This is a genomic window from Lolliginicoccus lacisalsi, assembly GCF_014841105.1.
In the GTDB taxonomy this organism is placed as follows: Bacteria; Actinomycetota; Actinomycetes; order Mycobacteriales; family Mycobacteriaceae; genus Lolliginicoccus; species Lolliginicoccus lacisalsi.
In genome coordinates, this window is sequence record NZ_JACYWE010000002.1 from 20,843 (window position 1) to 34,417 (window position 13,575).

The following is a 13,575-nucleotide window of genomic DNA, read 5'->3' on the forward strand; positions in this document are numbered from 1 at the left end:
GCGATGCGGGACGGCATGATGGTCAGCATGGCTCGCAGGTCCCGCTTCCCCGTTGTCCTCGTCGATCTCGACGGCACGATGACGGATTCAGCTCCGGGAGTGATCGCGAGCTTCCGCCATGCCGTCGAAGCGGTCGGCTTTGAGGTGCCCGCGGCGTTCCCGGTGCTGGACGTGGTGGGCCCGCCCATGATCGACACGCTCGCCTCGCTGGGCGTGGAGGGCGCCATCGCGGAGCGGGCGCTCGCCGCCTACTTCGAGCGCTACGGCACGCTGGGCTGGCAGGAGTCCACCGTCTACGACGGCATTCCCGAGGCGCTGGCGGCATTGCGCGGCGCGGGCGCCCGGCTCGCGGTCGCGACATCGAAAGCCGAGACCAACTCCCTGAAGATGCTGCGCCACCACGGTCTCGAGCAGTTCTTCGAGGTGATCGGGACGGCGAGCGACGACGGCACGAGGCGGCGCAAGGCCGATGTGATCGCGCACGCGCTGCGCGAGCTAGGCATTCCGGTCGAGCGCGCTGCCCGTGATGTGGTGATGGTGGGCGATCGGATCCACGATGTGGAAGGCGCCTCGGCCCATGGCATCAGCACCATCTCGGTCACCTGGGGCTACGGCAGCGACACCGAGCATGCCGGGGCGCGATGGGTCGCCAGCTCCCCCGAGCGCCTGATCGACTTGTTGCTCGACGCCAGCAGGTAGAGTCGGATTCGTGCACATTACTTTCATCTGCACCGGCAACATCTGCCGCTCCCCGATGGCCGAGCGGATCCTCGCCGACGCGCTGCGCGAGCAGGGGCTGCACGATCAGGTCCAGGTGAGCAGCGCCGGGACCGGCTCGTGGCATGTCGGCGAGCCAGCGGATCACCGCACCGTCGCGGCGCTGCGGGACGCGGGCTACACCACCGAGCACGTGGCCGCCACGGTCGCGGCGGAGCACCTGCGGGCTGACCTGATCCTCGCGCTCGACAAGGGCCATGTCCGCGAGCTGCGCAAGCGCGGCGCGGACTTCGCACGGGTGCGATTGCTGCGCGAGTTCGATCCCGATGCGCAGTCCTGGGAGGTCTCCGACCCCTACTGGGGCAGCCAGCGGGAGTTCGAGGAAGTGCGCGAGCAGATCGAGGCCGCGATACCCGGCATCCTCGACTGGATCCGCGCGCGGCTGTAGACCGCGCGCCTGTGATCTTGGCGGCGTTCGGTGGCCGACGGTTTCGACCTGCCCGCCCCGCGCGGCTACCGTGGTAGCGTGCGCCGACTCGGTTTCCTCGTCCGCCCAGGCTGGGTGGTCCTCATCATCATCGTGGGCGTGTTCGCCTACCTCGCCTTCACCGTCCTCGCGCCGTGGCAGCTCGGCAAGAACGCGGAGACGGAGCAGCGGAACTCCCTGATCGAGCAGTCGCTCGACGCCGAGCCCGTGCCGGTCGATGAGCTGATGTCCGGCCAGGACGCGCTAGCCGCGGACGACGAATGGCGGCGGGTCCTGCTCAACGGCTCGTACCTGCCCGCCGACGAGGTGGTCGCGCGGTTGCGGTCGGTCGATGCGACGCCCGGTTTCGAGGTGCTCACGCCGTTCCAGCTCGATAGCGGCCCGGTGGTGCTCGTCAACCGGGGTTTCGTGCCCACCGATGTGGGCACCGAGGTTCCCTCGTTCGCCGCGCCACCCGAGGGCCAGGTCCGGCTCGAGGGCCGGGTGCGCATGCCCGAGGGCTCGACCGGCCGGGATGTCATCGACGGCGACGACGGCGTGATGCAGGTGTACTCGATCAACACCGAGGAGATCAGCGCGGCCACCGGCACGGACCTTCCTGCCGTCTACGTGCAGCTCGCGGCCGATCAGCCGGGCGGCCTCGGCGTGATCGGCTTGCCGCAGCTCGATGCGGGCCCGTTCCTGTCATACGGGTTGCAGTGGATCGCGTTCGGGATCATGGCGCCGCTCGGGCTGCTGTACTTCGTGCGCGCCGAGCTCCGGGAGCGCCGGGGCCGCGGCACCCGAAAGCACGAGGAGGCCACCGAGCCCGCGGCGCCCTCACGCCCGCGCGATGCGCTGGCCGATCGGTACGGCCACCACCGCTAGCACCGCCAGCACGGCCGCACCAGCCTGCACGCGCCGGGAGAGGCGCACAGCGCGCCGCACATCAGCGACGCGAGGTGGCGGGCCCTCCCCCAGTGCTGGCCGCTCCTCCGTGCCATGCCAATACCTCGTGGTGCCGCCGAGCCGGATACCGAGCGCGCCCGCGGCGCTGGCCTCCGCCACTCCGGCGTTGGGGCTCGGGTGCGAGCGCGCATCCCGCCGCCACGCCCGCCAGGACCGCGCCGGGGATCCCCCCACGACGGGAGCCGAAGCGACGGTGATCATGCCGCAGCAGCGGGCCGGGAGCAGGTTCGCGGCATCATCAGCGCGGGCCGAGAACCAGCCGAAGCGCCCGTAGCGCTCCGAGCGATAGCCCACCATCGCGTCGAGGGTGTTGATCGCCCGGTAGGCGAGCGCTCCGGGAGCGCCCAGCAATCCCGCCCAGACGAGCGGGCCGATCGTGGCATCGGAGGTGTTCTCCGCGATGGATTCCACCGTCGCCCGGGCGATGCCCGGCAGGTCGAGCAGGGCTGGATCGCGCCCGCACAGCGAGGGCAGCAGGTCGCGGGCCGCCTCCAGGTCACCTGCCTCGAGATGCCCCGCCATGCGCTCGCCCACCCGGGCCAGGCTCATGCCACCCAGGGTTGCCCACGTGGCACCGGCGGTCCACCCGATCCTCGCCAGCCGGGGCATTCCGTCCCGGGCCAGCGCGAGCTCCACCAGGCAGGCAGCACCCGTCGTTCCGCCCACCAGAACCAGCCAGTGCACAGCGCCCCGGCCACGGGAATCCCGGTACCAGGCTTGCTCGGCGCGGTGCGCGATAGTCCCGAATCCCGCGACGGGATGGAATCGCTGCGGGTCGCCCAGCCAGTGGTCCGCGAGGAAGCCCAGGGCTAGCCCCGCGGCCCTGCCCGCCGCCCACGAATGACGCATGCTCGTGCCCGCTCCCGCCTGCCCGTCGTCCTGGTTCGCATCCTGCCCGCGTCCTACCCTGGCATGACGGGGCCGCAGCGAGGATCGGACCGTGGCCCGACGCTTCTGCCCGCCCGCCACGGCACCGTGGAGAGCATGACACACACTGCGGTTCTCAGCGGGCGTGGCCTCACCAAGCGCTACGGTCCCCGCACCGTCCTGCACGACACCAGCATCGACGTCGAGCCACGGGGCACCCTCGCCATCATGGGACCCTCCGGCTCCGGCAAGTCCACCCTGCTGCATCTGCTGAGCGGCATCGTGCAGCCCGATGCGGGCGAGGTCCTCCTCGAAGGCACCGCCATCAGTGCCTTGCGGGAATCCGAGCGGACCGCGCTGCGGCGACGCGCGTTCGGGTTTGTCTTCCAGTCCGGCCAGCTCCTGCCCGAGCTGCCCGCGATCGAGAATGTCGCGCTGCCCCTCATCCTCGACGGCATGGCCGTGCGCGCCGCCCGCGATCGGGCAGCCACGTTCTTCGCGCCGCTCGGCATCGCCGGGCTCGAGGAGCGCCGTCCCGGCGAGATGTCCGGCGGGCAGGCCCAGCGCGTCGCCATCGCCCGCGCGATGGTGGCCCGGCCGACGGTGTTGTTCGCCGATGAGCCCACCGGCGCCCTCGACGCCCGCACGTCCCAGGACGTGATGGGCATCCTCGTGGAGGCAAGCCGCCACCTCGGGACCGCGCTGGTCGTGGTGACCCATGATCCGCAGGTGGCGGGCAACTGCGAGCACATAGTCCACATGCACGATGGCCGCCTCGCGCAGCGGAGCGCGTCATGAGCGCGGCCACGATCCTGCGCGTGACACGGATGACCGCGCGCGCCGAGGGTCCGCGGATGCTCGCGGCACTGGCGTTGCCGATCCTCGCGTTCGCTGCCGCGACAGCGCTGGCGCTGACGGTGATCGGTGGGCACGGCGCGTTCGCGGGCCGCGATTCCCATCCCGATGCAGAGTTCTACCTGAACCTTGCCTCGATCGCGAGCATCCTGGTGATCGTCCCCTGCATCACCCTCGGGCTCGCCGCCGCCCGGCTGGGTGCCCGCAAGCGCGACGCGCGCCTGGCGTCGTTGCGGCTAGCTGGCGCCACCCCCGGCGATGTCGAGGGAATGGCGATGCTCGAGGCGGCGATCGCGGGACTGCTGGGAGCACTGATGGGCGCGTTGATCAACGCGGCGCTGCTGCCGGTGGTCGCGCTGCTGCCGTTCCAGGGCGAGCCGTTCGCCGCCAGCGAGCTGTGGGTGGGGCCGTGGATGCTGCTGGCCACCCTCGCGGGCGTAGTGCTGCTCGCGGCAGCCACGTCGCTGCTCGGGCTGCGAAGCATCGCCATCACACCGCTCGGCGTCACCCAGCGGCACGCGCCCCGGCCTCACGGCCTGGTGCTGCTGGTGGTGGCCGGTGGTCTCCTGCTGCTGTGGACGCAGGCCGCCACGGTGGCCGCGGGCATCACCGCACTGCTCGTCGCGCTCGCGATCACCTTCGCGATGCTCAACGTCGTGGGGCCGGTCATCGTCTCGCTCGTCGGCCGTGCCATGCTCGCGCGGGCCAGCGACGCCGCGTCCTTGATCGCCGCGCGCCGTGTGCTCGACGCCCCGGCGCAGTCGTGGCGCGCCGTCAGCGGCGTGGCCGTCGCCAGCTTCGTCGCCGCGGGGACCGCGCTGCTCACCGCGATTGGCAGCGACACTGGCCAGGATCAGATGATGAGCGATATGCGGCTTGGTGTCGCCTTCACCGTGGTGGTGACGTTCCTGCTCGCCGCGATCTCGTCGGCGCTCACCCAGGCCGCGGCGATCCTCGAGCATCGCGACCTGTATGTGGCGCTGCACCATGCGGGCACGCCGGTCGCTGTCATGCAGGCGGCGCGCTCGCGGCAGGCTCGTGGGCCGGTGCTGGTGCTGTCGGTTGTCTCCGCGGGCGCCGCGCTGGCGTTCCTGTTCCCCATCACGGGTGCCGTGGTCCTCGTTGATCCGTTGGCGCTCGGCCAGGTGCTGGCGCTGCTCGCGCTCGGCAATGCGCTTGTCCTCGGGGGCGTGCTCGCCACGCGACCGGTGCTGCGCAGGGCCGTTCGCGCGGGCTAGGCCCGGCGTGCGGCGAGCTCCCTGGCCCACCGCGCGCGGCCCTTGCGAGCGCTGGATGCTCGCGGATGATCGCTGCCCAGCACTCGCTCGAGCAGCGGGATGAGCTCCTCGTAGGCGCGGAGCGCAGCAGCGGCATCACCGTTGCGCCCCTTGATCCAGGCGAGGTTCGCGCGCGTGGTCAGGGTGGCGGGATGCTCGGGCCCGAGCACGCGCTCCCGGTCCGCGAGCACTTGACCGAACTCGCGCAGCGAGCGCGGGATCTCGCCGAGCTTTCCGCGCGACAGCGCGAGATTGTTGCGCGCGGCCAGGGTTTCGGGATGGTCGGGCCCGAGCACGCGCTGCTGGAGAGGGATGAGATCCTCGAGCTCCTTGATCGCGCCGTGCAGCTCGCCGGCATCGGCTTTGGCGAGGGCCAGGCTACCGCGGGCAGCGAGGGTGTCCGGGTGGTCGGGCCCGAGGAGCTGCGCCCGGCCCTCGGCGAGCGCGATCAGGTCGCCCAGTGCACCATGGTGGTCTCCCGAGCGGAGCCGCCAGGACGCGAGCGAATACAGGGTCTCCAGCACGTCCGGGTGCGCGGCGCCCAGGGCCCGGCGCTGATCGCGGAGGAGCTGTTCGGCCTCGGAGATCGCTGCGGCATGGTCGCCGGGGGCGGCGCTCATCGCGGCGAGCCGGAAACGGGTGGCGAGGGTGGCGCGATGATCGTGGCCGAGCATCCGCTGCTGGTCCCGAAGGGTGGCCCGCGCCGCGTCCGGTGTCGTGGCGGTGGCGGCCATGCTGGCGAGGTAGTGGCTGAGGTGGTCGCGCATGGCGACGGTGGCCGGGTGCGCGGGACCGTGCAGCCGCTCGAGCACGGGAAGCATGGCGGCGAACTCGGCGGTGGCGGCCCGGTGCTGGCCAGACTTTCCCAGCCAGACAGCGACGTTGTTGCGGGTGGCGATCGTATCGGGATGCTCGGCGCCGAGGAGTTGCTCACGATCGGCGGCGAGCGCGGTGAAGTCCTCGGCGGCGCCGGCGGGGTCCCCGGCGATGCCCCGGGCACCGGCGGAGTTGCCGCGCAGCGACAGCACCACGGGATGGCCCGGGCCGAGGATACCGCTGGCGAGGCTGCTCCAGCGCGACCAGCGGGCATGGTTGTCCGCGGCGTGCGAGTTCCCCGCTGCGGTGGAGAGCAGCGCCAGCGCCTGCTCGGGCTGGCCGACGTGCAGGCAGTGGAGGGGCAGGGCGAGTCGTTTATACGTGGCGAGGGCCACGGCGGCGGTGGAGAGGCGCTGGACCGCATCCACGATCGCTCGGTGCGCCACCACCATCGCCGTGCCCGCCGGATCCACGACGGACCGGAGCGCTGGGGCCAGTACATGCCTGCGGAGGCCGACGGTCTCCTCGCTCGTGCCCGGCGCGGCTCGTTCCACGAGGGGATCGGCCAGGGCGAGGACCTCGCCGACGAATGCCCGGGCAGCAGGGAGCCCCCGCGTGGCGAGCGCCGTCTCGATGGCCGACCGGGGCAGGATCGGCGCCGCGCCCGTGGCAAGGAGCAGGGCGAGCACGAAGCGCGCGGCCTCCGGGTCCCGGCTGGCTGCCATGATGTGCCGGGCCTGGCGCACGGCCAGCTCATCGTGCTCTCCCGCTGGCTCTCCGGACGGCGCGCCCCGCCACGCCGGGTCGCCGAGCAGGCAGACGCGCAGGCCCGCGGCCAGCGACGGCAGCGTTGCCACGTCAATGGTGTCGCGGATGCTCGCGATGATCCGCAGCCGCGCGAGCGCGCCCTCGTGCCGGTCTAGCAGCGTGCCGATGGCGTCGTCGAGGCGCTTCATCTCTGGTGGGGGCAGGTGGTCGATTCCGTCGAGGATGACGAGGATGGGTCGCCGCCATGCCGTGGCGCACTCAGCGAGCGGGTTTTCCAGGAGCCGCTCGGTGGCCATGGCGGGCACTGTCCCGTTGACGGGGCGCGGCTCGAGGCCCGGGATGCGCGCGTGCAGCTGGGTCGCTATCTCGGCAGCGATCTCCTCGACGGAGTGCCATGCGTGGATGAGCACGATGGCCGCGACATGGCGCGGGCTGCAATGGTCGATCGGTGCGACCTGGTCGGGCCTGGTGAGGGCGGCGAGAACGGTGGACTTGCCGCATCCGGGAGCACCAGTGATCGTGACGAGCCGGTGGTCCCGTGCCTCGATGGCATTTTCTGCGGCGCGTTGCTGCGCTGGGGAGAGCACGATTCCCGCGAGCCGCGCATCGATGAGGGTCGCCCGCGCGGACCCGGCGGTCGCATCGTGCGCGCGGGCCTGGTTGGGGAGGACCCACAAGGATGGATCGCGCGTCGCCGCGGGTAGGCCCTGCCCGCTGGCAGCGGCGCGGATGTCGCTGGCCGTGATGCACGACGCCGCGGAGCCGATGCCCGTCGCCGCGATCCGGGCTACTTCGGCAGCCAGCCCGTTGCCCACTACCACTTCGATGCGCCCACCTCCGAGCGCGCTGGCACCGAGCGCGCTGGTCCAGCCCGGCGGCAGCATGATCGGGAGATCGAGCAGCAGGACCAGCCCGTCGATGCCGCGGTAGTGCTCGCGCAGCTCCCGCACGCATGCGCCCAGGTCCAGGCCGCCGGGCCCAAGCAGCACGGTGGCGTCCTCGGCCTTCACGTCATCGCTGATGATCCCGAGCAGCAAGGTCGCGCCGTCGCTGTGCGCAGCGGCGAACGCGCGGTCGATCAGAGCGCGCGAGCTTGCCACTCCTGGTGCGAGCGCGATTCCTTCCGGGCCTGCCGAGTCCTGCCAGACGCCGGTGCTGAGGAGGGCACGGCGCAGTTCCAGAGCACGGCCTGGCACGCCGGGATCGATGCCGCCCGCCATTGCGAGGACCAGCGCGTGCCGCTTGCCGTCGCTGGCCGGAGCCTCGGGGTCGCCGCGCATCACGTCATGCGAGCATCCGGCGCACGCGCTCGGATTCGACGAAGTCGCGGAACTGGCGGCGCACGAAGCTCTCGAGCATGCCGTTCTCCTGGACGATCCCCAGCACGCGCGGGGCGAAGCGCAGCGCTTCCTCGATCATGTCCTCCCGGCTCACGCCCAGCTCCTCGAGGAGATCGGCGAGGGTGTAGTGGGAGTATTTCTGGAAGAACACCGCGACGCCTTCCTCCACGGCGGCGCGCAGGGCCCGGGTGCCGCGCATGTCGTTCCAGATCTCGAAGCCAAGGACGAGCAGGTCCTCGAGCTCCTGCGCGGTGAGCGACGAGCCGATGTGTGCCTCGAGCAGCTCAGCGGTGGATGCGCCCGCTGCGGGCCGGGGGGCGGCGAGGTCCGGGGTCTCGGCGGCGTCGAGGGCTCCGGCGACGATCCGTTCCACTGCTCCCCGCACCGCGCGGTCGACGTGCGCGGGGGCCGCGGGTGCGACCCGGTTGCCCAGCGCGCCAGTGAGTCGCACCAGCATCCCGAGCCCCGGGGTGCTCGCCATGAGGTCACGGTTGCGGTTGACCGACTCCACGGCGGCCCGGTAGAGGAACCACGCCACCGAGCCGCGCACCGCCGGGCTGTGGTAGACCAGGTCGATGATGCGATGGAAGGCTGGCATCGCGAGGAACTTCTCCGCGGCGACGGCGACGTCCCGGGCATCGTGATCGTGCAGCAGCCTCTCGTGGATGCGGCCGGCGATGTCGCCCGCGAGCTCCGGGATCGCACCCTCGATGCGCCATTCGAGCGCGTACTTGATCGCAGCGCCACTGACCTGCTGCGGGGTCACGACCTCCCCCAGCGTGAGCTGCTCCGCGGCCGCGAGCGCGTGCCCGACCTCCACGTGCACCAGTTCAGCGAGCGTGTCGCCACGGAGCTTGTCGCTGACGAACTCGGTCAACGCGTCCAGCAGTTCCTCGGGGTCGCCATATCCGGCGATCGGCTGTTTTCTCGCCACGGACCTGACAATAGTGCCTAACCGTGCGTACGCGTGGGCGCCACGGGCCAGGCAAGCCGCGTGAGCTTGCTGCGGCCACGCAGCTCCACGAGGTCTCCGCTCGTCCACAAGGCTTGCTCCGCCTCGGAGGCGAAGCCCACTGCCGTTGCCGAGGCCAGGACGTGGCCGGGATGCTTCTTGGCCAGCTCGGTCAAGCGGGCTGCCTCGTTGACCGGGTCCCCGATGACGGTGTACTCGAACCGCTCGGCCGCCCCGACGTTGCCGGCGGTGACCGTTCCCGCGGAGACGCCGATGCCTACTTGGATCTCCGGCATGCCCGCGAGGGCGTCGACGAGCTCCCGCGCTGTCGCGAGGGCCTGGGTGACGGCCTCCACCTGGAACACGGGGGCACCGAACACGATGAGCGCCTCATCGCCGACGAACTTGTTGACGAATCCCCGGTGCTGATCGACCACGCGGATCACGGTGTCGAAGAAGCGGTTGAGCATCGCCACGACCTCGCCCGGGCGCATCGTGGATGCCGCGCGCGTGGAGCCCACGAGGTCAACGAACATCACGGCCACGAAGCGGGTCTCGGCGCGCAGCTCGGTACCGTGCTCGAGCGCCTGCCGTGCCACGTCGCGACCCACGTGCTGCCCGAAGAGCTCCTGTGATGCCTGCGAGCGGACGGACTCGTCGATCAGCTCGCCCACCACCGCCTGCAGCGCGCCAGCCTCCGTCACCGAGTCCACTACCGGTCGGCGGCGGTCCCGGATCGCGTGGCGCATCGCGGCGAGCCTCCTGGCGGACATGCCACCGAGCAACAACGACGACACCACGGCGGTGGCCGCTCCCGCCATGATCGCCGCTTGGGCGGCACCGCCGGATCCGCCGCCACCAGCGAGGGCACCGGCGAGCAGCAGCAGGGGAACCGCGGGCACGGACACCACCCGCACGGTCCACATCCGCTCCGACCATGCCCGCGACGTGGCGACCGAGCCGACGGCGGCCCGCCCGAACTCGCGCAGCAGCGCTGGCCGCAGCCACCACACGGCGATCCAATGGTTGATGCCCGCTGCCAGCCAAGCGACGGAGCCGACGATCCACCACGGCGCCGGATCGCCTGGCATCGCCCCGGTGCCCACGTAGTGATCCAGCACGATGATGCTGCCGAAGAGGAAACCGCAGCCCAGCGCGACGAAGGTCGCTGCGGCCAGGGCCTGGCGCAGGTCGGCGTCGGTGGGGGCCACGCTCGAGCTCGTCCACGCCCGGATGAAGCGATCGACGCGCAGCGCGATCACGGCAGCACCGAGCACCGCCACCGTGGCGATTGCCCAGTGCTCGGCGGGGCTGGCCGTGCTGTCATCGAGCAGCCATGCGCTCGTCCACCACCAGGCGACGACGAAAGCGTTTCCCAGGAGCAGCGCGACCAGCAGCGCGGCACGGGAGGACTTCATGCGTTTGCCTCGATGCCACGCGCGGCGCGGATCACGAATCCTCGTCCTGGCCGGCCTCCAGCGCGCCGAGCACGATCTGCGCGAGGCGAACCATGCGGTGCACCGCTACGTCCTGGCCGTGGGTTGGCGCGATCGCATGCGCTACCGCCAGCCGGGCGATGGAATCCGCGAGGATGACCGCATCGTCCTCGCACACCGTGGGGGTCAGTTCCCGGATGAGGCTCGCCAGCCGCTCGACCGTGCGCTCGTTGACCTGGCGCAGCAGCTCGGTGAGGCTCGACCGGTCTCCCCCGCCCGACAGGACAGTGCGGATCAACGGCTCGTCGGCCATGTCCAGGAACATCACCAGCGCGGAGCGGAATCCCTCCTCCAGCGTGGAGGAGGTTCGCACGACGGTCGAGACAGAGTCCAGCACCTGGTCGAGGCGATGCAGGATGTAGGCCTCCGCCAGCGATTGTCGTGATCCGAACTCGTTGTACACGGTCTGGCGGCTGATACCGACGGTCTTGGCCACCCGGTCGATCGTCGTCGCGGCCCAGCCGTCGTGGCGGACCAGCTCATCAACCGCTGTCAGAACGGATTCGCGCAGCAGCGACCGGGCGGCCTGCGCGTACGAGGAACGCGAGCGAGGCCTTCCGATCATGACAATCCTCCACAGGTACTTCGAACGGGCATCGCAAGCCTACCGGCGCGCGGCATGGGCCGTTGCGCATCCTGTGACCGCAGCCGTTTCTAGCGCGTATCGCTATCGATCAGCAACCGGCCATCGGCATCGACCACCCGCACCTCGAGATCGCGGCTCTGCCCGTCGTAGGCGAGCCCGTTGATGCGGAGGTCCACCGATCCGTCCGGGTTGTTGGCACGCTTGTACGCCTCGATCTGCCCGAAGCTCTGCACGACGCGGGAGGACCAGTACGCCTCGAAGCCCGCGGCATCGCCATAGACCTGCTGAGCGGCCGGGGTGAGCAGGGACCACGAGCCCGCGGGATTGCTGTAGAACCGAGCCACGACCTCGCCTGCCGCGCCCCACGCCACATTGCCACCCGAGCTTGGCGTCTGCTCGAGGCCCGGCGCCGCGGATTCGGAGGTCGTGCCCGCTCCGCTGCCCACGTTGCCGCCGGACATGGTGACGATGCCGTACACCAGGCCCAGCACCATCAGCAGCACGATCACGACCGCGCCGGTGAACACCACGGGCCGCGAGCCTGATCTCGCTGCGGGGACGGGTCGCGCATCGGTCACGAAGGGGGCCATCGCGGTAGCCCGGTCGCCCCGCCGCGGGGTCGTATCAGCCGGGTAGGTGTGGGCCTGCGCGGTATCGGTTCGCACGGGGCGCGCTGGCGCGGACTGCGCTGGGGGCACGAGCTGCGTGGTCGCCGACCGTGCCGCTGATACCCCCGCCGGAACGCTCGCGCGGACAGCGTCGATCAGGCCGCGCCGGCGCCCCTGCTGAGGTGCTGCGGCACCACGCGCGCCATTGCTCTCGGCCACGCCAGCAAGCTCGGCCCGGGCTTCCCGCAGCGAGGGCCGCTGCTCCGGATCCGACGCCAGCATCCGCCGCAGCAGGACGGTCGCCTCGCCCGCGCGCCGTGGCTCGGCCATCTCCCCGCTCGCGGCCTTGTACAGCACCGCCAGGGGGTTCTGGTCCCGCCCATAGGGCGGCTCGCCCTCCAGCGCGTGGAACAACGTCGCGCCGAGCCCGAAAACATCGGATGCGGGGGTCGGCTCGGCACCGCGCGCGATCTCCGGCGGCAGGTAGGCCACCGTGCCCGAGACCAGTCCCGTCGCTGTCAGCGTCACGTCCCCGGCCGCCTTCGAGATGCCAAAGTCGGTGATCTTCACGAGCCCGGCGTCATTGATCAGCACATTGCCCGGCTTCACATCGCGGTGAACGATGCCGGCGTTGTGGGCCGACATCAGGGCCGACGCGACCTGCCGACCGATCCGCGCTACCTGGGGCAAGGGCAGCGTGCCCTCCGCGGACAGCACCTCCGCCAGGCTGCGCGACCTGAAGTACTCCATCACCAGGCACGGGTTGCCCTCGTGCTCGGCGATGTCGAACACGACGATCGCGTTCGGGTGCTGGAACCTCGCGGCGTTGCGGGCCTCGCGCATCGCGCGGTGGCGCAGCATCTCGCGCTCGCTCTCCGGCAAGCCGGGCTGCACGAGGATCTCCTTGACCGCCACGGGGCGCTCGAGGCGCTCATCGATCGCGCGCCACACCACGCCCGCGCCGCCGCTGCCAATGCGCTCGACGAGGCGATAGTTCTTCGCGATCAACTCCCCGGCCTTGATGACAATCACTCCGAACTCTGCGTCTTGAACTCCTGAGGGCCCGCGCCGGATGGCGCAGGCCGAAGGACGCGGGATCCCGGCATCCGGTCCCGTGCCCGGCACGTTCCGTCCTGGGGCAAGCCCTGCCCGGGGGCTCCCGGTGTCCGAAACCGGTGCCCGAAACGCGCACTGTCGAGAATACCGCCGGAACCACCCGATACCGCTAGGACACGAGTCACACCCGAGCGGATCGGTGAGGCAGCGCCCTGCCTTTGCGCGCCCTGCCTTCGCGCGGGCCGCTCGCCGCCGGAAGTCGCTGGTGATCGCCGGGTTGCCGGACGCGCGCCACAGCGTGGTCAATGTGGTCACCAGCGGATGCCTGGCCGGTGATGAGCTAGGGAGGGCTGGCGAGCTACCGAATGGTGGGCGCAGAGGGATTTGAACCCCCGACCACTGCTGTGTAAGAGCAGCGCTCTACCGCTGAGCTATACGCCCGGATGCCGCGCGACCACTTTACACCGGCGCGCACACCTGACCTAGTCGGCGCTCGACGGGGGCTGCGCGCCTCCCCGGTCCCGGTCGCCCGCGGACCGCTAGTGCTGGCTGGCGAGCGCCTCGATGGCCGCTTGCCATTGCTGCTGGTCGCGCGGCTTCCCGGGCGGGCCGATCTCCGCATAGCGAATGATGCCCTCGCGATCCACGAGGAAGGTGCCGCGGTCGGGCGTCCCGTTCTTCATATTGAGCACGCCGTAGCGCGCGGAGACCTCGCCGTGCGGCCAGAAATCGGCGAGGATCGGGAAGAGGTATCCCTGCTCGGCGGACCAGATCTTGTGGACGGGCGGAGCACTCACGGAGA

General features: G+C 71.2%; 12 protein-coding genes and 1 tRNA gene. 5 read left to right on the forward strand and 8 right to left on the reverse strand.

The window, feature by feature from the left end; translation table 11 throughout:
• Nucleotides 1–27 precede the first annotated feature (27 nt).
• The 3 genes from HT102_RS03560 to HT102_RS03570 all read left to right on the forward strand — a co-directional run bounded on the left by HT102_RS03560 (nucleotide 28) and on the right by HT102_RS03570 (nucleotide 2,071).
• The gene (locus HT102_RS03560) at nucleotides 28–699 is read left to right on the forward strand and encodes an HAD-IA family hydrolase (protein ID WP_192038061.1); all 672 of its coding nucleotides are present in this window, start codon (nucleotides 28–30) and stop codon (nucleotides 697–699) included.
• Nucleotides 700–709: 10 nt separating this feature from the next.
• Nucleotides 710–1,165 (forward strand): low molecular weight protein-tyrosine-phosphatase, encoded by a 456-nt coding sequence (locus HT102_RS03565; protein WP_192038062.1) that lies wholly within the window; start codon nucleotides 710–712, stop codon nucleotides 1,163–1,165.
• Between the two features lie 78 nt (nucleotides 1,166–1,243).
• Nucleotides 1,244–2,071: an SURF1 family cytochrome oxidase biogenesis protein gene (locus tag HT102_RS03570; protein WP_192038063.1), complete on the forward strand. Its 828-nt coding sequence runs from the start codon at nucleotides 1,244–1,246 to the stop codon at nucleotides 2,069–2,071.
• On the opposite strand, the gene HT102_RS03575 is transcribed toward HT102_RS03570, so the two are convergent.
• The gene (locus HT102_RS03575) at nucleotides 2,024–3,001 is read right to left on the reverse strand and encodes a cobalamin biosynthesis protein (RefSeq protein WP_192038064.1); all 978 of its coding nucleotides are present in this window, start codon (nucleotides 2,999–3,001) and stop codon (nucleotides 2,024–2,026) included. The genes HT102_RS03570 and HT102_RS03575 overlap by 48 nt on opposite strands.
• Nucleotides 3,002–3,136: 135 nt before the next feature.
• Between HT102_RS03575 and HT102_RS03580 the strand changes: the two genes are divergently transcribed.
• The gene (locus HT102_RS03580; protein ID WP_225443206.1) at nucleotides 3,137–3,817 is read left to right on the forward strand and encodes an ABC transporter ATP-binding protein; all 681 of its coding nucleotides are present in this window, start codon (nucleotides 3,137–3,139) and stop codon (nucleotides 3,815–3,817) included.
• Entirely contained in the window at nucleotides 3,814–5,112 is a 1,299-nt protein-coding gene (locus tag HT102_RS03585) for an FtsX-like permease family protein (protein ID WP_192038066.1), read from the forward strand. The genes HT102_RS03580 and HT102_RS03585 overlap by 4 nt, the downstream gene beginning before the upstream one ends.
• On the opposite strand, the gene HT102_RS03590 is transcribed toward HT102_RS03585, so the two are convergent.
• From HT102_RS03590 to HT102_RS15810, 7 genes are all read right to left on the reverse strand, one after another.
• Entirely contained in the window at nucleotides 5,109–8,015 is a 2,907-nt protein-coding gene (locus HT102_RS03590) for a tetratricopeptide repeat protein (protein ID WP_225443241.1), read from the reverse strand. The two genes, HT102_RS03585 and HT102_RS03590, sit on opposite strands and share 4 nt — an antisense overlap.
• A 4-nt stretch (nucleotides 8,016–8,019) precedes the next feature.
• Nucleotides 8,020–9,009: a hypothetical protein gene (locus tag HT102_RS03595; protein WP_192038068.1), complete on the reverse strand. Its 990-nt coding sequence runs from the start codon at nucleotides 9,007–9,009 to the stop codon at nucleotides 8,020–8,022.
• Between the two features lie 17 nt (nucleotides 9,010–9,026).
• On the reverse strand, nucleotides 9,027–10,445 hold the full coding sequence (locus tag HT102_RS03600; RefSeq protein WP_192038069.1) for an adenylate/guanylate cyclase domain-containing protein: 1,419 nt from the start codon (nucleotides 10,443–10,445) through the stop codon (nucleotides 9,027–9,029).
• A 31-nt stretch (nucleotides 10,446–10,476) separates the two neighbouring features.
• Nucleotides 10,477–11,088, reverse strand: coding sequence for a TetR/AcrR family transcriptional regulator (locus HT102_RS03605; protein WP_192038070.1), 612 nt, complete (start codon nucleotides 11,086–11,088; stop codon nucleotides 10,477–10,479).
• Nucleotides 11,089–11,177: 89 nt separating this feature from the next.
• Entirely contained in the window at nucleotides 11,178–12,749 is a 1,572-nt protein-coding gene (locus HT102_RS03610) for a serine/threonine-protein kinase (RefSeq protein ID WP_333473268.1), read from the reverse strand.
• 390 nt (nucleotides 12,750–13,139) lie between these two features.
• A tRNA-Val gene (locus HT102_RS03615) sits at nucleotides 13,140–13,214 on the reverse strand.
• Between the two features lie 98 nt (nucleotides 13,215–13,312).
• Nucleotides 13,313–13,575 (reverse strand): redoxin domain-containing protein (locus HT102_RS15810; RefSeq protein ID WP_225443207.1); only part of this gene is annotated, 263 nt, incomplete at its 5' end.